Annotated in this window: 18 protein-coding genes; 13 read left to right on the forward strand and 5 right to left on the reverse strand. The window is 64.5% G+C overall.

From position 1 onward, the window contains the following. Window positions 1–33: 33 nt before the first annotated feature. Both ilvA and NLX68_RS09320 read left to right on the forward strand, forming a co-directional pair. On the forward strand, window positions 34–1,548 hold the full coding sequence (gene ilvA, locus NLX68_RS09315; protein ID WP_254283769.1) for a threonine ammonia-lyase, biosynthetic: 1,515 nt from the start codon (window positions 34–36) through the stop codon (window positions 1,546–1,548). A 41-nt stretch (window positions 1,549–1,589) separates the two neighbouring features. Beyond that, a complete protein-coding gene (locus tag NLX68_RS09320; protein WP_254283770.1) occupies window positions 1,590–2,018 on the forward strand; it encodes a DUF2269 family protein in 429 nt (142 codons plus the stop codon). A gap of 11 nt (window positions 2,019–2,029) precedes the next feature. Here NLX68_RS09320 and NLX68_RS09325 read toward each other — a convergent pair whose 3' ends face one another. Continuing rightward, the gene (locus NLX68_RS09325; protein WP_254283771.1) at window positions 2,030–2,686 is read right to left on the reverse strand and encodes an HAD family phosphatase; all 657 of its coding nucleotides are present in this window, start codon (window positions 2,684–2,686) and stop codon (window positions 2,030–2,032) included. A 140-nt stretch (window positions 2,687–2,826) separates the two neighbouring features. On the opposite strand from NLX68_RS09325, the gene NLX68_RS09330 reads away from it, so the two are divergent. Together NLX68_RS09330 and ptsP are read left to right on the forward strand one after the other, a co-directional pair. Next, on the forward strand, window positions 2,827–3,306 hold the full coding sequence (locus NLX68_RS09330; RefSeq protein ID WP_010222140.1) for an RNA pyrophosphohydrolase: 480 nt from the start codon (window positions 2,827–2,829) through the stop codon (window positions 3,304–3,306). Window positions 3,307–3,328: 22 nt separating this feature from the next. Then, window positions 3,329–5,608 (forward strand): phosphoenolpyruvate--protein phosphotransferase, encoded by a 2,280-nt coding sequence (gene ptsP, locus NLX68_RS09335; protein ID WP_010222141.1) that lies wholly within the window; start codon window positions 3,329–3,331, stop codon window positions 5,606–5,608. A 90-nt stretch (window positions 5,609–5,698) separates the two neighbouring features. On the opposite strand, the gene NLX68_RS09340 is transcribed toward ptsP, so the two are convergent. Continuing rightward, complete coding sequence (locus tag NLX68_RS09340; protein WP_254283772.1) at window positions 5,699–6,445, reverse strand: NRDE family protein; 747 nt, start codon at window positions 6,443–6,445, stop codon at window positions 5,699–5,701. Window positions 6,446–6,574: 129 nt separating this feature from the next. Here NLX68_RS09340 and NLX68_RS09345 point away from each other — a divergent pair, with 129 nt between their 5' ends. The 3 genes from NLX68_RS09345 to NLX68_RS09355 are packed head-to-tail and all read left to right on the forward strand — an operon-like array spanning window position 6,575 to window position 9,200. Then, entirely contained in the window at window positions 6,575–7,357 is a 783-nt protein-coding gene (locus tag NLX68_RS09345; RefSeq protein ID WP_010222143.1) for a sulfite exporter TauE/SafE family protein, read from the forward strand. Between the two features lie 14 nt (window positions 7,358–7,371). Continuing rightward, window positions 7,372–8,181 (forward strand): prolipoprotein diacylglyceryl transferase, encoded by an 810-nt coding sequence (gene lgt, locus NLX68_RS09350; RefSeq protein WP_036995377.1) that lies wholly within the window; start codon window positions 7,372–7,374, stop codon window positions 8,179–8,181. Between the two features lie 47 nt (window positions 8,182–8,228). Then, on the forward strand, window positions 8,229–9,200 hold the full coding sequence (locus NLX68_RS09355; protein WP_254283773.1) for a thymidylate synthase: 972 nt from the start codon (window positions 8,229–8,231) through the stop codon (window positions 9,198–9,200). Between the two features lie 84 nt (window positions 9,201–9,284). Here NLX68_RS09355 and cadR read toward each other — a convergent pair whose 3' ends face one another. After that, entirely contained in the window at window positions 9,285–9,728 is a 444-nt protein-coding gene (gene cadR, locus NLX68_RS09360; RefSeq protein ID WP_010222147.1) for a Cd(II)/Pb(II)-responsive transcriptional regulator, read from the reverse strand. Window positions 9,729–9,810: 82 nt separating this feature from the next. Between cadR and NLX68_RS09365 the strand changes: the two genes are divergently transcribed. From NLX68_RS09365 to NLX68_RS09390, 6 genes are all read left to right on the forward strand, one after another. Further along, window positions 9,811–12,072: a heavy metal translocating P-type ATPase gene (locus NLX68_RS09365; RefSeq protein ID WP_254283774.1), complete on the forward strand. Its 2,262-nt coding sequence runs from the start codon at window positions 9,811–9,813 to the stop codon at window positions 12,070–12,072. A gap of 7 nt (window positions 12,073–12,079) precedes the next feature. After that, window positions 12,080–12,943: a LysR family transcriptional regulator gene (locus NLX68_RS09370; RefSeq protein WP_254283775.1), complete on the forward strand. Its 864-nt coding sequence runs from the start codon at window positions 12,080–12,082 to the stop codon at window positions 12,941–12,943. A gap of 168 nt (window positions 12,944–13,111) precedes the next feature. Next, the gene (locus tag NLX68_RS09375; protein WP_254283776.1) at window positions 13,112–14,176 is read left to right on the forward strand and encodes a putative 2-aminoethylphosphonate ABC transporter ATP-binding protein; all 1,065 of its coding nucleotides are present in this window, start codon (window positions 13,112–13,114) and stop codon (window positions 14,174–14,176) included. Between the two features lies 1 nt (window position 14,177). Further along, window positions 14,178–15,902 (forward strand): putative 2-aminoethylphosphonate ABC transporter permease subunit, encoded by a 1,725-nt coding sequence (locus tag NLX68_RS09380; RefSeq protein ID WP_254283777.1) that lies wholly within the window; start codon window positions 14,178–14,180, stop codon window positions 15,900–15,902. 39 nt (window positions 15,903–15,941) lie between these two features. After that, window positions 15,942–16,967: a putative 2-aminoethylphosphonate ABC transporter substrate-binding protein gene (locus NLX68_RS09385; RefSeq protein WP_254283778.1), complete on the forward strand. Its 1,026-nt coding sequence runs from the start codon at window positions 15,942–15,944 to the stop codon at window positions 16,965–16,967. A 120-nt stretch (window positions 16,968–17,087) separates the two neighbouring features. Continuing rightward, window positions 17,088–18,215 carry a TIGR03364 family FAD-dependent oxidoreductase gene (locus NLX68_RS09390; RefSeq protein ID WP_254283779.1) on the forward strand — a complete coding sequence of 376 codons (1,128 nt, stop codon included), beginning with the start codon at window positions 17,088–17,090 and terminating at the stop codon, window positions 18,213–18,215. A 94-nt stretch (window positions 18,216–18,309) separates the two neighbouring features. Here NLX68_RS09390 and NLX68_RS09395 read toward each other — a convergent pair whose 3' ends face one another. Continuing rightward, entirely contained in the window at window positions 18,310–19,674 is a 1,365-nt protein-coding gene (locus NLX68_RS09395) for a DUF3482 domain-containing protein (RefSeq protein WP_254283780.1), read from the reverse strand. Next, window positions 19,667–21,058, reverse strand: coding sequence for a DUF2868 domain-containing protein (locus tag NLX68_RS09400; RefSeq protein ID WP_254283781.1), 1,392 nt, complete (start codon window positions 21,056–21,058; stop codon window positions 19,667–19,669). Before NLX68_RS09400 ends, NLX68_RS09395 begins: the two co-directional genes overlap by 8 nt. Window positions 21,059–21,087: the final 29 nt, after the last annotated feature.

The raw sequence follows: 21,087 nt of genomic DNA on the forward strand, positions 1-21,087 counted from the left end.
AACCCCGCCCAACCGCTCAGTGATGCTTTCCCGATGCTCGAACAGTACGTCAAGAAGATCCTCACCTCGCGCGTTTACGACGTTGCCGTCGAAACCCCGTTGCAGACCGCCGGCCAGCTGAGCAAGCGCCTGGGCAACAACATCCTGCTCAAGCGTGAAGACTTGCAGCCGGTGTTCTCGTTCAAGATTCGCGGTGCCTACAACAAACTGGCCCAGCTCAGCGCTGAAGAACTGGCCCGTGGCGTGGTCACCGCATCGGCCGGCAACCATGCCCAGGGCGTGGCCCTGGCGGCCCGTGAGCTGGGGATCAAGGCCACCATCGTGATGCCCAAGACCACCCCCGAGATCAAGGTCGAAGGCGTGCGTTCGCGCGGCGGCAAGGTGGTGCTCCATGGCGATACGTTCCCGGAAGCGCTGGCGTACTCGCTGAAGCTGGTGGACGAGAAGGGCTTCGTCTACATCCACCCCTATGACGATCCGCTCACCATCGCCGGGCAGGGCACCGTGGCCATGGAGATCCTCCGTCAGCACCCGGGTCAGCTGGATGCGATCTTCGTTCCGGTTGGTGGCGGCGGCCTGATTGCCGGCATCGCTGCCTACGTGAAGTACCTGCGCCCGCAGATCAAGGTAATCGGCGTCGAGCCGGACGACTCCAACTGCCTGCAGGCCGCCATGGCAGCGGGTGAGCGCGTGGTGCTGCCGCAGGTCGGGCTGTTTGCCGACGGTGTGGCAGTGGCACAGATCGGCCAGCACACCTTCGACATCTGCAAGCAGTATGTCGATGACGTGATCACCGTCAGTACCGACGAGATCTGCGCGGCGATCAAGGATATCTACGACGATACCCGCTCGATCACCGAACCTGCCGGCGCCTTGGGCGTTGCCGGGATCAAGAAGTACGTCGAACTCAACGGGGTGACCGGGCAGACCCTGGTCGCCATCGATTCCGGCGCCAACGTCAACTTCGACCGCCTGCGCCATGTCGCCGAGCGCGCCGAAGTGGGGGAGGGCCGTGAAGCCATCATCGCCGTGACCATCCCCGAGCGGCCCGGCAGCTTCAAGGCCTTCTGCGAGGCGGTGGGCAAGCGCCAGATCACCGAATTCAACTACCGCTACCATGCCGACGGCGAGGCGCACATCTTCGTCGGTGTGCAGACCCATCCGGATACCGACCCGCGCAGTGCGCTGATCCAGAGCCTGACCGAGCAAGGCTTCCCGGTCCTCGACCTGACCGACAACGAACTGGCCAAGCTGCACATCCGCCATATGGTCGGCGGCCATGCGGCGCGGGTCAGCGATGAGCTGGTGTTGCGTTTCGAGTTTCCCGAACGCCCGGGTGCGCTGTTCAACTTCCTCAACAAGTTGGGTGGGCGCTGGAACATCTCGATGTTCCACTACCGCAACCACGGCGCGGCCGATGGTCGCGTGGTCGCCGGCCTGCAGGTGCCGGATGATGAGCGCCATCTGGTGCCGGCGGCGCTGGCCAAGATCGGCTACCCGTACTGGGACGAAACCGATAACCCGGCGTACCGGCTGTTCCTGGGCTGAGCGTCTACGCTTTTGGGCAATGCCTGAGGAAGATAAAAGAAATGGAACTGCTGACGACCCTGAAAACCGCCCACATCCTGGCCACCGTGTTGCTGCTGGGCAGCGCATTGGGGTTGGCGATCTGGACCTTTATCGCACGCCGCAAGGGTGATGCCAGTGCCCACACGCGGCTGATGGCTCGGCCGCTGGTGTTTGTCTGGCTGTTGATGGGCATTTGCCTGGTGAGCATGCCGTTCACCGGCTGGTGGCTGGTACACCTGATCGGCTGGCCATTGGGCCAGACCTGGGTGCTGGGTTCCAGTGTGATCTACACCTTCGGTGCGTTCAGCTGGTTCTGGCTGCTGGTGCGGGTCAATCGCCTGCGTACCGCAGCGGCCGTGGGCAACCCGAAGCTCACCCTGGCGCTGGCGGTGTTCAGCGGCGTCTGCTTCATTGCCATCGCCGGCTTGATGGGCGCCAAGCCGGTCTGACGGGCCACACATCAATCGCGCAGGCTGATCACTGGCCAGCCGCGTTTCTCGGCTTCGGCACGCAGGTTCGGGTCGGGGTCGACCGCCACCGGGTTTGTGACCTTTTCCAGCAGCGGCAGGTCGTTCATCGAGTCGCTGTAGAAGTAGCTGTCATCCAGGCTATAGCCGTTTTCCAGCAGCCAGCGGTTCAGGCGCGTCACCTTGCCTTCACGGAAGCACGGTATATCGGTACTGCGGCCGCTGAAACGACCGTCGACCATTTCGCATTCGGTAGCCAGCAGGGTCTGAACACCCAGGCGTTTGGCGATCGGGCCAGTGATGAAACGGTTGGTGGCAGTGATGATCACCAGCTTGTCGCCGGCATCCCGATGCTTTTTCAGCAGTGCCAGCGCCTTGGGCAGGATGATCGGCTCGACGCAATCGCGCATGAAATCGCGGTGCCATTCGTCGAGCTGGGCGATTTCCGTGGTCGCGAGGATTTCCAGACTGAAGTTCAGGTAGGCACTGAGGTCCAGCTTGCCGGCCAGGTAGTCCTGATAGAAAGCGTCGTTGCGGTTCTGGTACTCGACCGGGTCGAGAATGCCGCGTTCGCACAGGTAATCCCCCCAGGCGTGGTCGCTGTCGCCACCAAGGAGCGTATTGTCCAGATCGAATAAAGCCAGGCGCATTTAAGTCACTCGCATAACATCTGAAAAGTCCCACAGAATACGGACTTTTCACATCGGTGCACATAAGGTAAACAGGCGCGTTGCTGGCTTCGTGACCTTTGTGGAACAATGCCGTGACATGCGTTTGCGAGGTTGCTGCCGTGATCGACCCCGATGGTTTTCGCCCCAATGTCGGGATCATTCTGACGAATGATCTTGGGCAGGTGCTATGGGCTCGACGGATCAACCAGGATGCCTGGCAGTTTCCCCAGGGAGGTATCAACCCCGAGGAAACGCCGGAAGATGCCCTGTACCGCGAGCTGAACGAAGAAGTGGGGCTGGAGCGAGATGATGTTGAAATTCTTGCCTGCACCCGCGGCTGGTTGCGTTATCGTTTACCCCAACGCCTGGTCCGTACCCACAGCCAACCGCTGTGCATCGGCCAGAAACAGAAATGGTTCCTGTTGCGCCTGGTCTCCAACGAGCAACGGGTGCGGATGGACTTGACCGGTAAACCGGAGTTCGACGGCTGGCGCTGGGTCAGCTATTGGTATCCGCTGGGCCAGGTGGTGACATTCAAGCGCGAGGTTTACCGCCGCGCTCTCAAAGAGCTTGCCCCGCGCCTGCTGGCGCGCGACTGACGACGGAGTTCGACCCCGAGCCATGCTCAATACGCTGCGCAAGATCGTCCAGGAAGTTAACTCCGCCAAGGATCTCAAGACGGCGTTGGGGATCATTGTGTTGCGCGTAAAAGAGGCCATGGGCAGTCAGGTCTGCTCCGTCTACCTGCTCGATCCCGAGACCAACCGCTTCGTGCTGATGGCCACCGAGGGCTTGAACAAGCGCTCGATCGGCAAGGTCAGCATGGCCCCCAACGAAGGCCTGGTCGGCCTGGTCGGTACCCGGGAAGAGCCGCTGAACCTGGAAAACGCCGCCGACCACCCGCGTTACCGCTACTTCGCCGAAACCGGCGAGGAGCGTTTTGCCTCCTTCCTCGGTGCACCGATCATCCACCACCGCCGCGTGGTCGGGGTGCTGGTCATCCAGCAAAAGGAGCGCCGTCAGTTCGATGAAGGCGAAGAAGCCTTCCTGGTGACCATGAGCGCGCAGCTCGCCGGGGTTATCGCCCACGCCGAGGCCACCGGCTCGATCCGTGGCCTGGGCCGTCAGGGCAAGGGTATCCAGGAGGCCAAGTTCGTCGGCGTACCCGGTTCACCCGGCGCTGCGGTGGGCAAGGCGGTGGTCATGCTGCCGCCGGCCGACCTCGACGTGGTGCCGGACAAGACCGTCGATGACATCGACGCCGAACTGCTTCTGTTCAACAACGCCCTGGAAGGGGTGCGCGAAGACATGCGCAACCTCTCCGCCAAGCTCGCCACCCAATTGCGTCCGGAAGAGCGCGCGCTGTTCGACGTCTACCTGATGATGCTCGAAGACGCGGCCCTGGGCGGTGAAGTGGTGCAGGTGATCAAGACCGGCCAGTGGGCCCAGGGCGCGCTGCGCCAGGTGGTCGGCGAGCACGTCAATCGCTTCGAGCTGATGGACGATGCCTACCTGCGCGAGAGGGCTTCCGACGTGAAGGATCTGGGCCGGCGACTGCTGGCCTACCTGCAGGAGGCCCGTCAGCTGTCGTTGGTCTATCCCGACAACACCATTCTGATCAGTGAAGAACTGACTCCGGCGATGCTCGGCGAGGTGCCGGAAGGCAAGCTGCTCGGCCTGGTCTCGGTACTGGGCTCAGGCAACTCCCACGTCGCTATCCTGGCCCGGGCCATGGGCATTCCGACCGTCATGGGCCTGGTTGACCTGCCGTACTCCAAGGTCGACGGCATCGACATGATCGTCGATGGCTACAAGGGCGAGGTCTACACCAACCCCAGCGAAGTGCTGCGCAAGCAGTACGCCGAAGTGGTCGAAGAAGAGCGCCAGCTGGCCCAGGGCCTCGACGCCCTGCGCGAACTGCCTTGCGTAACCCTCGATGGCCACCGCATGCCGCTGTGGGTCAACACCGGGCTGCTCGCCGATGTCGCCCGCGCCCAGCAACGTGGCGCCGAAGGTGTCGGCCTGTACCGTACCGAAGTACCGTTCATGATCAACCAGCGCTTCCCCAGTGAAAAGGAGCAGCTGGCGATCTACCGCGAGCAACTGGCGGCCTTCCACCCGCTGCCGGTAACCATGCGCAGCCTGGATATCGGCGGTGACAAGGCGCTGTCGTACTTCCCGATCAAGGAAGACAACCCGTTCCTCGGCTGGCGCGGTATTCGCGTCACCCTCGACCACCCGGAAATCTTCCTGGTGCAGACCCGCGCCATGCTCAAGGCCAGTGAAGGCCTGAACAACCTGCGCATCCTGCTGCCGATGATTTCCGGTATCCACGAACTCGAAGAAGCCCTGCACCTGATCCATCGGGCCTGGGGCGAAGTGCGCGACGAAGGCACCGACGTGCCGATGCCGCCGGTGGGGGTGATGGTTGAGATCCCCGCTGCGGTGTACCAGACCCGCGAGCTGGCACGCCAGGTGGATTTCCTTTCGGTTGGTTCCAACGACCTGACCCAGTATTTGCTGGCGGTGGACCGCAACAACCCGCGTGTCGCCGACCTCTATGACTACCTGCACCCGGCGGTGCTCCAGGCCCTGCAGAACGTGGTGCGCGACGCTCACGCCGAAGGCAAGCCGGTGAGCATCTGCGGTGAAATGGCCGGTGACCCGGCGGCAGCGGTACTGTTGATGGCCATGGGCTTCGACAGCCTGTCGATGAACGCCACCAACCTGCCCAAGGTGAAGTGGATGCTGCGTCAGGTCAGCCTGAGCAAGTCCAAGGAGTTGCTGGCCCAGGCCATGAGCATCGACAACCCGCAAGTTATCCACAGCTCGCTGCAGTTGGCCCTGAAGAACCTGGGCCTGGCGCGGATGATTGGGCCTGGAGTGGGCAAGGCCTTGTGATTTTGGGGCTGCTTTGCAGCCCATCGCTGGCAGGCCCGTTCTGGACCTGCATTCACCGACCCCGTGGGCGCTGGCTTGCCAGCGATTGCGTCAGACCTGCAAACACACCTCCCCCAGATGCCCCCCGAGCGGCCCAAAACTGCGCTCCAGCAACCGTCGCCGACCATCCGCCTCGACAATCAGCACCGTACTGGCCCGCGTCCCGTAGTTCTGGCTAGCAATAAACACGCTCGACAACAAGCGCTCGGTACCCAGCCCCACGCCGGTCTCCGGCAGCTCGCTGTCCGCCGCCGGCAAGTTATCCCCAAGCAATTCCAGTAAACGCTCCGGCTGCGGATCGGCCAGGTGCTGCTGCAACCCCGCCCGCGCCTTGAGCAGCTTCGGCCAGGGCGTATCCAGCCCGGCATTGGACACGCCGTAAACCCCCTCGTCCAGCAGCTGTGGCGTGGCTTTCCGGGCATTCAGGTAACCCAGTTGTGCGCTATCGGCGACCAGCAGGTTGAAGCCCGAATACTGCTGGCTACGGCTGGCGACCTGATCCAGATAAGCCTCGACCCCCAGCTCACCACGCAGGAACGCCGCCACCAGCTCGCCCCGTGAACGGGCGCCCTGGGGTTGATGCGGGTCGCGGATATTGGTCAGCGCCGCAAAGCGGCCATTGGGCCCGACACCCAGCCAGGTACCGCCGGCCTCCAGGTCGCGCCCGGCATAAACCCCGGGCGCATCCTCCCAGGCCCCCAGCACACGGCTGGGGCGGGCGTAGAACTCATCACGGTTGGCCGCGACGATCAGCGGCTGGGCATGCCCCGGCCGCCAGGCAAAAACGATCAGACACATAGGTGGACCTCTGTGTTTTTGCCCACTCTACCCATAGCGTCCGACGCGATCCATCGACTTAATGTGTCTTCACTAGAGCCGCAGGCCTACCTTCCGTTACCATGCCGGACTGAATTTACGGGGGCGGCAATGGAATTCGTGCTCTATCTGGCGCTGGGCGCCTGCGCAGGCGTGCTGGCCGGGCTGTTCGGCGTTGGCGGTGGCATCATCATCGTGCCGGTGCTGGTGCTCAGTTTCACCGTGCAAGGCTTCGATGCTTCGGTGCTGACCCACCTGGCGGTGGGGACTTCGCTGGCGACCATTGTCTTTACCTCGGTCAATGCCATTCGCGAACACCACCGCAAGGGCGCGGTGCAGTGGCCGATCTTCGTCTGGATGACCCTGGGGATACTGATCGGCGCCGGTATCGGCGCCAAAACCGCCTCGGCGATCCAGGGCCCGATGCTGCAAAAGATCATTGGCGTGTTCGCCCTGGTGATCGCCGTGCAGATGGCCCTGGACCTCAAGCCCAAGGCCAGCCGCGGCATTCCCGGCAAGCCCGGGTTGACGGTTGCGGGTAGCGTGATCGGCTGGGCCTCGGCGATCTTCGGCATTGGCGGCGGCTCGTTGACCGTGCCGTTCCTGACCTGGCGCAGCCTGCCCATGCAGCAGGCGGTGGCAACGTCGTCGGCCTGTGGTTTTCCGATCGCCGTGGCCAGCGCCCTGAGTTTCATCTGGCTGGGCTGGCATGACCCGCATCTGCCGGCGCACAGCCTGGGCTTCGTGTACCTGCCGGCGTTGCTGGGAATTGCCCTGACCAGCATGTTTTTCGCCCGCTTCGGCGCGCGCCTGGCGCATAAACTGTCGCCACGCTTGCTCAAACGGCTGTTTGCCACGCTGCTGTTCTGCGTCGGCTTGAGCTTTTTGCTTTAACGAGAGGAGTCACCATGCTGCCTTACCCGCAGATCGATCCAGTGGCCGTGGCCCTGGGTCCGCTGAAAATCCATTGGTACGGCCTGATGTATCTGGTCGGTATCGGCGGCGCCTGGCTGCTGGCCTCGCGTCGCCTCAACCGCTTTGACCCGACCTGGAGCCGCGAGAAGCTCTCCGACCTGGTGTTCTGGCTGTCGATGGGGGTGATTGTCGGTGGTCGCCTGGGCTATGTGCTGTTCTATGACCTGCACGCCTATCTGGCCAACCCGACCTTGATCTTCGAGGTATGGAAGGGCGGCATGTCGTTCCACGGCGGCTTCATCGGCGTAATGCTCGCGGCCTTGTGGTTCGGCAAGCGCAACAACAAGTCGTTCTTCGAGCTGATGGACTTCGTCGCGCCACTGGTGCCGATTGGCCTGGGCGCCGGGCGTATCGGCAACTTCATCAATGCCGAGCTGTGGGGCAAGGCCACCGACGTGCCGTGGGCCATGGTCTTCCCGCCGTTCAGCGACCCGGCCCAGCTGCCACGTCACCCGTCGCAGCTGTACCAGTTCGCCCTGGAAGGTGTGGCATTATTCCTGATTCTCTGGCTGTACTCGCGCAAACCGCGCCCGACCATGGCGGTTTCCGGCATGTTCGCGCTGTTCTACGGAATTTTCCGCTTCATCGTCGAATTCGTGCGGGTACCCGACGCCCAGCTTGGCTACCTTGCCTTTGGCTGGTTGACCATGGGGCAGTTGCTTTGCGTGCCGATGATCCTCGGCGGCATCGGCCTGATCTGGTGGGCCTATAACCGCAAACCCACGGCCAAGGCCGCCGTTTGAATTTCCACGGCAGGGCGATCCCCTGCCGTCCTAGCTACAGGTAAGCCATGAAACAGTATCTAGATCTGGTCCGTGACGTGATCGAAAACGGCACCCTGCAGGGTAACCGTACCGGCATCCGCACCATCAGCCTGCCGGGCGCCATGCTGCGCTTCGACCTGCAGAAGGGCTTCCCGGCCATCACCACCCGCAAACTGGCGTTCAAGTCGGCAATCGGCGAGATGGTCGGCTTCCTGCGCGGCGTGAAGAACGCTGGCGAGTTTCGCGAGCTGGGTTGCAAGGTCTGGGACCAGAACGCCAACGAAAACGCCCAGTGGCTGGCCAACCCGTTCCGCCAGGGCCATGACGACCTCGGCGAGATCTACGGCGTGCAATGGCGCCAGTGGCCGGCTTACAAGCGCATCCCGCTGAGCAACCCGGCCGCCATCGAGCTGGCCCGGAGCCAGGGCTTCCAGCAGATCGCCCAGGCCGAGGAAGACGGTGAAGCCTTCGTCGTGCTGTACAAGGCCATCGACCAGATCCGCCAGTGCATCGACACCATCCACAACGACCCGGGCAGCCGTCGCATCCTGTTCCACGGTTGGAACTGCGCTCAGCTCGACGAGATGGCCCTGCCGCCGTGCCACCTGCTGTACCAGTTCCACCCGAATGTCGAGACCAAGGAAATTTCCCTGACCCTCTACATCCGCTCCAACGACCTGGGCCTGGGCACGCCGTTCAACCTCACCGAAGGCGCTGCCTTGCTGTCGCTGATGGGCCGCCTGACTGGCTACACGCCGCGCTGGTTCACCTATTTCATCGGTGATGCGCACGTCTACGAGAACCACCTGGACATGCTGGGCGAGCAGCTCAAGCGCGAGCCGCTGGCAGCGCCGAAGCTGGTGATCAACGATCGCGTTCCGGAGTTCGCCAAGACCGGCGTGTACGAGCCGGAGTGGCTGGAGAAGATCGAACCGAGCGACTTCAGCCTCGAAGGCTACGAGCACCACGCGCCGATGACGGCGCCGATGGCGGTCTGATCCTGTAGGAGCGGGCTTGCCCCGCGATGCGATCTGTCAGTCACATCGTCTCGCGGGGCAAGCCCGCTCCTACAGGTAGCTCAATCAGTGCCCGTGGCTCCTGCCCACATGTGAATGCTCTGCCTCCGGCGCCGTCACCGCACCATTGACCTCAAGATGCTGCAGGATTGAGCACTGAACCTCCTTGGGATGGCAGTGCTGACGCAGTTCCAGCAGTTGTGCCTGCAGGGCCTGCAGGCCGTCGATACGCGCCTTGACGTGCTGGATATGCTCGTCGATCAGGGCGTTGACGCTTTCGCACTGGTCTTCCGGGCTGTCGCGCAGGTGCAGCAGGCTGCGGATTTCTTCCAGGGTCATGTCCAGGGTGCGGCAGTTGCGGATGAAGGTCAGGCGCTCGACGTGGGCCTGGGTGTACATCCGGTAGTTGCCCTCGCTGCGCGCCGGCTCCGGCAGCAGGTTTTCCCGCTCGTAGTAACGGATGGTTTCCACCGCGCAATCGGTGGCCTTGGCCAGTTCTCCGATCTTCATCTGCAAATACCTCGACAAGTGGCTTGACCCTATAGTGGCTACAGGGTGTTCACTTGGCAACAGGACATTTAAGGATGAACCCATGAACCAGCCTGTCAGCCACACCCCAGGTAAAGCCCCCCACGATCATGAGCACAGCCATGATCACGCCAAGCATGAGCATGCCGAGCACGCCCACAGCTGCTGTTCCCACGACGCCGCGCCGGCCCTGGTGCAGCTAAGCGAGGCGAGCAGCGCCGGTGCGCGGTTGAGCCGTTTCCGCATCGAGGCCATGGATTGCCCGACCGAGCAGACGCTGATCCAGAACAAGCTGGGCAAGCTGGCGGGGGTCGAGCAGCTGGAATTCAACCTGATCAACCGCATCCTCGGCGTACGCCATACCCATGCTGACACTGTCGCCATCGAGCAGGCCGTCGCCTCTCTGGGCATGCAGGCTGAACCGCTGAGCGATTCCAGTGAGGAAGCTGCCGCTGCGCCTGCACCGGTGAAAAAGCATTGGTGGCCGCTGGCATTGGCCGGCGTGGCGGCGCTGGGCGCCGAGGCCATCCATTTCGCTGAGCTGGCGCCTTCCTGGGTGGTCGCCCTGGTCGCCCTGGTGTCGATCCTCAGTTGTGGCCTGAGTACCTACAAGAAGGGCTGGATCGCCCTGAAGAACGGCAACCTCAACATCAACGCGCTGATGAGCATCGCCGTGACCGGCGCGGTGCTGATCGGCCAGTGGCCGGAAGCGGCCATGGTCATGTTCCTGTTCACCGTCGCCGAGCTGATCGAAGCGCGCTCGCTGGACCGCGCGCGCAACGCCATCGGCGGCTTGATGCAGTTGAGCCCGGACCTGGCCACCGTGCAGCAGGCCGATGGCCAGTGGCGGGAGCTGGACGTCAAGCAGGTCGCCCTCGGCGCGCTGGTGCGGGTGCGCCCTGGCGAGCGCATCGGTCTGGACGGCGAGGTGGTCAGCGGCCAGTCGAGCATCGACCAGGCGCCGATCACCGGTGAGAGCCTGCCGGTAGAGAAGGGCCCGGGCGACAAGGTGTTCGCCGGTACCATCAACCAGGCCGGTGCGCTGGAGTACCGGGTGACGGCGGCGGCTGGGCAATCGACCCTGGCGCGGATCATCAAGGCGGTGGAAGAGGCCCAGGGCGCGCGGGCGCCGACCCAGCGCTTCGTCGACCAGTTCTCGCGCATCTACACCCCGGCCGTGTTCGCCTTTGCCCTGGCGGTAGCGGTGATTCCGCCGCTGTTCATGGCTGGCGCCTGGTTCGACTGGATCTACCGCGCGCTGGTGTTGCTGGTGGTAGCGTGCCCGTGTGCGCTGGTGATCTCTACCCCGGTGACCATCGTCAGCGGCCTGGCTGCGGCGGCGCGCAAAGGCATCCTGGTCAAGGGCGGGGTGTACCTGGAAGGCGGGCGCAAGCTCGACTTCCTGGCCCTGGACAAGACTGGCACCATCACCCATGGCAAGCCGGTGCAAACCGACCATGAAGTGCTTGAGCCGTTGTTCGAAGGCCGTGCCCAGGCGCTGGCCGCAAGCCTCGCCGACCGCTCCGACCACCCGGTCTCCCGTGCCATTGCCGTGTTCGCCACTGAGCAGCAACTGCCCCTGAGCGAGGTGACGGCATTCGAAGCCCTGGCCGGTCGCGGCGTACGCGGCGAAATCGACGGCGAGCTGTATCACCTGGGCAACCATCGCCTGGTCGAAGAACTGGGCCTGTGCTCGGCGCAGCTCGAAGCCCGGCTCGATGCCCTTGAGCGCCAGGGCAAGACCGTCGTGCTGCTGCTCGACCAGTCCGGCCCGCTGGCGCTGTTCGCCGTCGCCGACACGGTCAAGGACAGCAGCCGCGAGGCGATTGCCGAACTGCATGAGCTGGGTATCAAGACTGTCATGCTGACCGGCGACAATCCGCACACGGCCCAAGCCATTGCCGCCCAGGTCGGTATCGACCAGGCCCATGGCAACCTGCTGCCGGCCGACAAGCTCAAGACCATCGAAGACCTGTACGCCCAGGGCCATCGGGTCGGCATGGTCGGCGACGGTATCAATGATGCGCCGGCTCTGGCCCGGGCCGAGATCGGTTTTGCGATGGCCGCAGCCGGTACTGACACTGCCATCGAGACCGCCGATGTGGCGCTGATGGATGATGACTTGCGCAAAATCCCGGCCTTCGTCAGGCTCTCGCGCCAGAGTGCGGCGATTCTTACCCAGAACATCGTCCTGGCCCTGGGGATCAAGGCGATCTTCCTGGCGATCACCTTCGCCGGCATGGCAACCATGTGGATGGCGGTGTTCGCCGACATGGGCGTGAGTTTGCTGGTGGTCTTCAACGGCCTGCGCCTGCTGCGTAAATAGAGGATGTATGTTGAGTTCCGAGTTGAAGGCCTTCTACATGGTTGCCCGCCTGGGCAGCATTACCCTGGCGGCGAAGAAACTCGGGCTCAGCCAACCGACGGTGACCACGCAGATCCGCAACCTGGAAAGCCAGTACGCGGTGGAGCTGTTCTACCGCGGCGGTCGGCGCCTGACCCTCAGTGACGACGGCGCGCGGCTGCTGCCGATGGTCAAGGCCCTGCTGCAGCAGGAAGCCGATATCGAGTTCTTCCTGCGCAACAGCGGCCAGGGGCAGGGCAGCCTGCGCATCGCCGCCACGGCGCCGTATTACATCCTCGACCTGGTGAAGATCTTCCGCGAGCGCCTGCCGCAGGTGGAGGTGTCGGTGGAGATCGGCAACTCCCAGCAGGTGCTGGAGTTGCTCGAAGACTATCGGGTCGATCTGGCCGCGTCGTCGCAACTGGTCGAGGATGCGCGCCTGGTGCGGCGGGTGCTGGGTACCGATCCGCTGGTGGTGGCGGTGCATCGCAACCATGTGCTGGCCAGCCGTGAGTCGCTGCCGCTGTCGGCACTGGCCGGGCATTGCCTGTTGGTGCGTGAGCAGGGTTCGACCACGCGCAAACTGACCGAACAGATGCTGGAAGCGGCGGGGGTGAAGGTTGGGTCGCTGCTGGAGATTGGCAGCCGCGAGTCGATTCGCGAGGCGGTGCTGCGCAATATCAGCATCATTGCCCGCCATGAAGTGCCGCATAACCCCGAGCTGCGGGTGCTGAGCCTGGAGGGCGCGCCGCTGATGCATGAGTATCTGTATTGCCTCAAGGAGCGGCGCCAGGCGCGATTGCCGGCGGCGTTTCTCGGGCTGGCGCAGGAAGTGGCGGCGGTAGAGGTGTAGCAGGCGGGCGCTTCGCACCCGTTTCGCCGGCAACGCCGGCTCCCACAGTGCCGACCCAGGCCACACCAAAATCTGCCTATACCACTATCGGCAACTTTTGCCCCCCCGCCACAGAACCTTCGCATTGCCCGCCTAGCATGGCCCTCATTCGTTCGATGAGGTCCTGCCATGAACACTGCGGTCGCAAACCCAGGCGCACAGATGAAGGTGCGCGGTATCCACAAGCGCTTCGGCGCCTTTACCGCCCTGCATGATGTTTCCCTCGACGTCGCTGCCGGGGAGCTGGTGTGCTTGCTGGGCCCGTCCGGCTGTGGCAAGACCACCCTGCTGCGCTGCATTGCAGGCCTGGAACGCCAGGACCGCGGCACCCTGTACATCGGTGAGCGCGACATCTCCGAGCTGCCGCCCCAGGCTCGTGACTATGGCATCCTGTTCCAGTCCTACGCGCTGTTCCCCAACCTTACCGTCGAAGCCAACATCGCCTACGGCCTGGCTGGCAGTGGCCGTGACGAAGTGCGCCAGCGGGTGGCGCAGATGCTTGAGCTGGTGGGCCTGAGCGGCAGCGAGAAGAAGTACCCCGGCCAGCTTTCCGGCGGCCAGCAACAGCGGGTGGCTCTGGCCCGCGCCCTGGCCCCGGCACCTTCGTTGCTGCTGCTCGACGAACCGATGTCGGCCCTCGATGCCCGGGTTCGCGAGCACTTGTGCAGCGAACTGCGCCAGCTGCAGCGCCAGCTCGGCATCACCACCCTGATGGTCACCCACAACCAGGACGAAGCCATGTTGATGGCCGACCGCATTGCGGTGATGAACAACGGCCAGGTCGAGCAGTACGCCACCCCGCAGGAAATCTACGACAAGCCCGCCACGCCGTTTGTTGCCGAGTTCGTTGGCCAGGGCAACTGGCTGCCGTTCCAGCGCCACAGCGACAGCCATGCCCAGGTCGGTGCGCTGAACATGCGCCTGGCCGACGGGGCCAACCAGGCCAGCAGCGGCCGCCTGTTCTGCCGCCCCGAGGCGATCAGCGTCAACCCGCCGGTGCATGAAGAAAACCTGTTCCCGGCGCGGGTGCGCGAGATCACTTTCCTGGGTAATCGCTGTCGCATGAGTTTCGAGTTCAACGAACTGCCGGGCCATGCCCTGCTTGCTGAAGTCGCCCCCGAGTCGATGCCGCGCCTGGGTTCCCAGGACATCTGGGTCGCCTTGCCGCCGCGCAGCCTGCAGGTGTTTGCCTGAGATGGCTGCGCCAATCGCCATGCCGATCGCACACGCGAAGGCAGCACAGCGCGCCGGTGTATCGCTGGGGGATCGACTGTTCGTGGTCGGCGGCAAGTGGTTGCTGCTGCTTCTGCTCACCGTCGCGGTACTGATGCCACTGCTGGCGATCTTCTGGCGCGGCTTCAGCAGTGATGCCGGCCAGGGCGGTGGCCTGGTGGCCGCTCGCGAACTGTTTGCCAGCGCCAACTTCCACTGGCTGCTGGGCAACAGCCTGAAGGTTTCGCTCAGCGTCGCGGCCATCGTGGTGCCGCTGGCCTACCTGTTCGCCTACGCCCTGCAGCGCACGCTGATCCCGGCCAAAGGCCTGTGGCGCGGCATCTCATTGCTGCCGTTGCTGGCGCCATCGATGCTGCCGGCCATCGCCCTTGTCTACCTGTTCGGCAACCAGGGCCTGCTGCGCGGACTGCTCAGCGACAATATCTACGGCTTCTGGGGCATTGTCCTCGGTGAGGCCATCTACACCTTCCCGCATGCGCTGATGATCCTCCTGTCGGCGCTGTCGCTGGCCGATGCGCGTCTGTTCGACGCCGCCTCGAGCATGGGGGCCGGGCCTTGGCGGGCGTTTCACAGCATCACCTGGCCTGCCACCCGTCAGGCGGTGTTCGCTGCCTTCTGCCTGGTGTTCACCCTGACCATCACCGACTTCGGTGTGCCGGTGGTGGTTGGTGGCGATTATCAGGTGCTGGCGCTGGAAGCCTACAAGGCGGTGGTCGGCCAGCAGCAGTTCGGCCGTGGCGCCTTGATCGGCATGGTCCTGCTGGTGCCGGCGCTGCTCAGCTTTGCCGTCGATGCCTGGCTGCGCCGACGCCAGGGCGACTCGATGAGCGGCCGTGCCCAGGTGTTCCAGCCCCAGCCTTCGCGGCGCCGCGATGCCTGCTTCCTGGCCGTGGTCATACTGATTTGCGCGGTGCTGTTGCTGGTGGTGGGCATGGCGGTGTACTCATCGCTGGTCAAGTTCTGGCCCTACAACCTGTCGCTGTCGCTCAAGCACTACCAGTTCGATGAAACCGCCGGTGGCGGCTGGCTGGCCTACCGCAACAGCCTGACCATGGCCCTGGGCACGGCGCTGATCGGTAGCGCAGTGATTTTCACCGGCGCCTACCTGATGGAAAAAACCAAGGGCCAGCGCGGCTTGAACCTGCTGCTGCGCCTGCTCAGCTTCGTGCCGATGGCGGTGCCGGGGTTGGTTCTGGGGCTTGGCTACGTGTTCTTCTTCAACCTTGCCAGCAACCCGCTGCATGTGTTCTACGGCAGCATGGCGCTGCTGGTGGTGTGCACCATCGCCCACTACCTGACCACCGCGCAGATGACCGCTACCACCGCCCTGCGCCAGCTCGATGGCGAGTTCGAGGCCGCCGCGCTGTCGCTCAAGGCGCCGCTGTACCGGCATTTTCTGCGGGTCACCGTGCCGATCTGCCTGCCGGCATTGCTCGACATCATCCGCTACCTGTTCGTCTCGGCAATGACCACGGTGTCGGCGGCGATCTTCCTCTACAGCCCCGACACCATCCTTGCCGCCGTCGCCGTACTGAACATGGACGACGCCGGCAACGTTGGCGGTGCCGCGGCAATGTCGACCCTGATCCTGCTCACCAGCGCCACCGTTTCGCTGCTCCTGGCCTGGGCCTCGCGCGGCCTGTTGCAACGCTCCCAAGCCTGGCGCCAGCGCGCGCCGGGTCACTGATTGCCTCTCCCAACCTGTACCGTTCAAAGGAACCGCATCATGTTCAAGCCACTTGCTCTTGCCGCTGCCGTCCTCACTGCGTTCAGTGTGCAGGCCTACGCCGCCGACACCCAGCTGACGGTCTACACCGCGCTCGAAGCCGAACAGCTCAAGAGCTACAAGCAGGCCTTCGAGAAGGCCAACCCGGACATCGAAATCAAATGGGTGCGTGATTCCACCGGCATCATCACCGCCAAGCTGCTGGCCGAAAAAGACCGCCCGCAAGCCGATGCCGTGTGGGGCCTGGCCGCCTCGAGCCTGGCGATCCTCGACCAGCAGGGCATGCTGCAAAGCTATGCGCCGAAAGACCTGGGCAAGATCGGCGCCAACTACCGCGATGCCGCCAACCCGCCAGCCTGGGTCGGCATGGACGTCTGGGCCGCGACCATCTGCTTCAACACCGTCGAGGCCGAGAAGCAGGGCCTGAGCAAGCCGGTGAGCTGGCAGGACCTGACCAAGCCCGAGTACAAGGGCAAGATCGTCATGCCCAACCCGGCGTCTTCCGGCACCGGTTTCCTGGATGTCAGCGCCTGGTTGCAGACCTTCGGCGAGAAACAGGGCTGGGCGTACATGGACGGCCTGCACCAGAACATCGGCCAGTACGTTCACTCCGGCTCCAAGCCCTGCAAGCTGGCGGCGGCGGGCGAATTCCCGATCGGTATCTCCTTCGAATACCCGGCCGTGCAGCTCAAGCGCCAGGGTGCGCCGCTGGACATCGTCCTGCCCAAGGAAGGCCTGGGTTGGGAGATCGAAGCCACCGCAGTGATCAAGGGCAGCCAGCATGAAGACGCGGCCAAGCGCCTGGCCGACTTCTCGGCAAGCCCGGCGGCCATGGAGCTGTACAAGGAAAACTTCGCCGTACTGGCCCAGCCGGGTATCGCCAAGCCGCAGACCGAACTGCCGGCCGACTATGAACAGCGCCTGATCAAGAACGACTTCGCCTGGGCTTCGCAGAACCGCGACAGCATCCTCGCCGAGTGGCGCAAGCGCTATGACGGCAAGTCGGAGAAGGTCGCGCAGCAGTAACACCGGGTTGGTTTCATCGCCGGCAAGGCCGGCTCCCACAGGTCCTCTGTGTTGCAGATATCTCTGTGGGAGCTGGCCTTGCCAGCGATGGGGCCACTGCAATTTCTGAAGGAATCTCAGATGACCGATCTACTCATCGTCGGCGCCGGCATCCTCGGCCTGTCCCACGCCTACGCCGCCGCCCGGCGCGGGCTCAAGGTGCGGGTCTTCGAGCGCAGCGCCACGCCCCTGGGCGCCTCGGTGCGCAACTTCGGCCAGGCCCTGGTCACCGGCCAGCCCCCCGGCCAGATGCTCGAGCTGGCCAAGGCCAGCAGCGGCATCTGGAAGCACTGGGCGCATCAGGCCGGCTTCGAGCTCAAGGCCAATGGCTCGCTGCTGTTTGCCCGTACCGCGCTGGAACTGGAACTGCTCGAAGCCTTCTGCGCCGAGCGCGCGCTAGCGCATGGCTATAAGGTCGACCTGCTCAGCGGCGCGGCCTTGAATGACCTGTACGGCGGCCAGTTCCGCCACCACCGCGCCGCCTTGCGCGGGCTGCAAGACCAGCAGTTGTATTCACGCGAAGCCTTGCCGAGCCTGATCCGTTTCCTGCAGCAGGTGCTGGACGTACAGTTTCATTTTTCTACCCTGGTGCGCGGCATCGAGCCGGGGCACGTGTCGACCACGGCAGGGAATTTCAGCGCCAAACAGGTCGTGGTCTGCTCCGGTCACGACTACCAGACCCTGCTCGCCGAACCCATCGCTGCCCTGCAGCCGCAGGTTTGTCGTCTGCAGATGCTGCGTGCCCGGCCGCGCTTTAAGCTCGACCTGCAGCACGCATTGCTGACCGGCCTGAGCTGCGTACACTACGGCGCCTTTGCCGACCTGGCGCAAGCCCAGGCGCTTAAAGCGCAACTGCAGGCCAACAGCCCGCACCTGCTGGAGCACGGCATCCACCTGCTGATCAGCCCTACACCCCATGGCGAGCTGATCATTGGCGACTCCCATGCCTATGGCAGCGATGCTTCACCGTTCAACGCCGAGCAGGTCGACAACTGGATGATCGAGCTGGCCGAGCAGACGCTCGGCGGGCGCATCGAAGTGGTCGAACGCTGGCAGGGCGTCTATGGTTCTGGCGGGCCGGGGCCGTTTTCCTTGCTGCAGGTCGCGCCGGGAATCAGCGCCGCGCTGATGCACAGCGGCGTCGGCATGAGCGTCGGCCCGGCCCTGGCCGAGCAACATATCGCCCGTTTGCTGGAGGAGAGCGACTGACCATGCGTATTAGCCTGTAAACCATGTCCCCGGTTTGTACCCGGGGCAAGCCCGCCCCCACCTTGTAGGAGCGGGCTTGCCCCGCGATAGCGTGCTAAAGCTCTAGCACCAAAGCATCAATCTGCTCCTGACGCTCCGCCTGATTGACCCTCGCCCCCGGATTGAGCGACGACCACTGCGGATGCGCCCGGGCCTTGTTCAGCGCTTCCGGCAGCTTGCCTTCGCGCCAGGTCTGCTCTTGCGGCGCCGCCAGCTTGATCCGCTCCATCGCCGCATGGCCACGGGCGTCCAGGGCATGAATCAGCTGATGCTGACGCAGTGCCAACAGGCGCAACACGCTGTCATCCACCGTCAACTCGCGCTGGCCCTTGAGCTTGCCGAGCAGGCGCGAGCCATAGCTGCGGGCGGTCTGTAGCGCACCACCGGCAATCGCTCCGGCCAGCGCTGCAACACCGAGGGTCAGGCCGCCGACCAGCAAATCGACTCCCGCCCCAGCCGCCGCACCGGCCGCCACGCCGCTGCCCAGGCGTACTCCGAGCAGCTTGAGGGTTTCCGGGTTGAACAGGTCATCGCCCCAGCGCCCGTCAAGCAAGGGCAGGTCGCTGCTGGCGGCGTCCTCCTTGCGAAAGGCATAGAGCTTGAGCAGTGCTTCGACGCAGCGTTGCTCGCGCTGGCGCACATCGCGGCGCAGGGCTTCGATGGCCACGGCCTCGGCGCCGGGTTCGGCGACTACGCTGCACCGGCAGGCGGCGCAGTCGAGCAGCAGATCGGCGACCAGGCGCTTGGCGCTTTCACGTCGGGCCTGGCGCTGGGCCTGTTGATCGTCGATCAGGCGTTGCAGCGCCGGTCGCGCGTGCTCCAGCATCAAGGCCAGGCTTTCGTACAGGCGGCGCTCGCCGTCTTCCGGCGGGGCGACGCTGTCGAAGCGCACCAGCGCATGCAGACCCAGACGCGCCAGGGCTTCGCGCCAATCAGCTTCACGATGGTCGCTGCTGGCGACGAAATTGAGCACCGGCAACAGCGGCTTGCCGCATCCGGCGAGCACTTCCAGTTCGTCGCGGTACTTGGCCAGCACCGGCTCGCGGGCATCAATCACATACAGACCGGCATCGCTGGCCAGCAACTGGCGCAGCACCTTGGCCTCTTGTTCAAAACGCTGGCGTGCTTCGCTGCCCTGCAGAAAGCGCTCCAGCCGCGCCGGACCATCAAGGCGTTCGCCCGGACGTTCCAGGCGCTCGAGGTAATCGAGCAGGGCGATGGCATCTTCCAGCCCCGGCGTGTCGTAGAGCTCCAGCAGCGGCTCGCCGTCAACCGACAGGCGTGCACCCTCGACATGGCGGGTGGTGCTCGGCCGGTGGGACACTTCGCCGAAGCCGGCATCGCGGGTCAGGGTGCGCAACAGCGAGGTCTTGCCGACATTGGTGTGGCCGACCACGGCCAGTTTCAGTGGCTTAGTCATGGCCATGCTCCAGCCAGTTCAGCGGGGCGGTGTCGGCGTAATTCAAGCCGAGTTGTTCCAGGGCCTGATGCCAGTCGCCGAGACGGTCAGCATCCAGCGCCTGGCCGGGCATCGCCTGCAGCAGCCAGATGCGCGTGGCGCCGGCATTACGCGCAAGCTCGGCGAGCAGCGCCAGGCTACCGCGGTCGGGCGAGCGGCGCGGGTCGCAGGCAATCGCCAGGCGCGCCGGTGGAAAGCGGCTGAGCTGTTCGAGCAGCTTGTTGCGGGACTCGCGGCTGTCGAGGATACCGGCGTTGCTTACCGTTGCCGGCAGGGCAGGTGGCCAAGGGCGTTTGTCGTCCAGCTCCAGGCCCACCAGCAAGGCACCATCGCTATGTGCATCAGCCACGCCGCGGACAATCTGCGCCAAGGCATCAGGCGCGGCATCGTTGACGCCCAGGCGTTCGCTGCTGGGCATCAGGGCATCGCGCAACTGGCTGTAGTCGGGCAGATTGAGGTCCAGGTGCAAGCGCGCCCGGCCACGGCGCCAGTGCCATAGGCACCAGGCGGCAAGCAGCAGGCGCGGGACGATGCCATACACCAGCAGCACCCCCAGCAACCAGCCGGCCCAGGCCTGGCGGGCCAGTTCCAGTGCCGGTTGGCTGTCGCCGCTGGCGCGGATCATGGCCACGTCCGGTACGCTGAAGCCGAGCAACGCCGGCAGGGCCCCCAGGGCCTGGGTCAAGGCCACGAAGGTGTCGGCGCCAAGAATGGTGGTTTCCCAGACGAAGCCATAACGCCGGGTTGCCAGCAGAATCAGCAACATCAGCAGCGCCGTGCCCAGGGCTACCAGCCACAGGCTGTGCACCAGCAGGCCGAGCAGCCAGCGGTTGAGTTTTTGCCGTTGCAGCATCACCAGCAGAGCGGGAGCCAGGTGCGCGGCCTGGGCATCGCGGGCGAATTTCTCGCTGAGCCACAGCCACAGACGGCCAAGGCTGGCACCCTGTTCGCCGGCCAGAAAAACCCCCAGCAGCCAGCTCAGCAACAGCAGCAGGTTGAGCCCGAGCAGGCTGCCCAGGGCCCAGAACACGTTCACCGGGCGCAGGCTGTCGCCGAGGGCGGCCAAGGCCAGGCCGGCGCCGCTGAGCACGGCGATCACCATCAGGGCCGCCAGCGCCAGGCGTGCGCCTTGTTTCCAGTGTTGCAGGGCGCTGCGCATGCCGTCGCGTTCGGCCAGCCACAGGGCGCGGTTTTCGATGCGCGCCGGCAGGTCGCCGCCCGATTGGCGGGCGCGGCGGTTGGCTTCCTGGTCTTCCAAGGGGCCTGCATGTTCTTCGCGCAGGCGCACGGCTTCGGTGAGCCAGCGTTTGTCCAGGTCAGTCAGTGCAGTCACGCGGTCTTCCATTGATCAAGTCAGCCCAAAGCATAACCCAG

This window comes from Pseudomonas sp. SBB6 (assembly GCF_024213215.1).
Taxonomy (GTDB): Bacteria; Pseudomonadota; Gammaproteobacteria; order Pseudomonadales; family Pseudomonadaceae; genus Aquipseudomonas; species Aquipseudomonas donghuensis.